General features: G+C 40.5%; 1 pseudogene. It reads right to left on the reverse strand.

The window, feature by feature from the left end:
• Positions 1 to 321, reverse strand: a pseudogene (locus SB658_RS22800) (two-component sensor histidine kinase); the annotation flags it as partial.

Genomic DNA, 321 nt, shown 5'->3' on the forward strand with positions numbered 1-321 from the left:
GGTCCCGATTAATTCAAGCTTTTGCGCTTCATTTTGGTGACGCTCCTGCTGGGTTTGCCGCCTTAAAATGATATATTGAACAAGTGTGAATAAAATATTTAATAAAATAAAAGCACTGGATAAGGGGATCAGCATAACAGACAGCACTTCACCTGTAGAAGCACGCTGCGGATAGACCTCCAGCTTCCAGCTGTTTTCATCTAAATATGTAGACACGGTACTGCCATTTTCTGATGCTGGCTGTGGACCACTTGTAAACACGACATGTCCATTTTGATTCAGCATCTTAAAATGAAGATCAGGGTTCAATACATTCATAAT

It is taken from the genome of Bacillus sp. SIMBA_008 (genome assembly GCF_046535495.1).
In the GTDB taxonomy this organism is placed as follows: domain Bacteria; phylum Bacillota; class Bacilli; order Bacillales; family Bacillaceae; genus Bacillus; species Bacillus subtilis.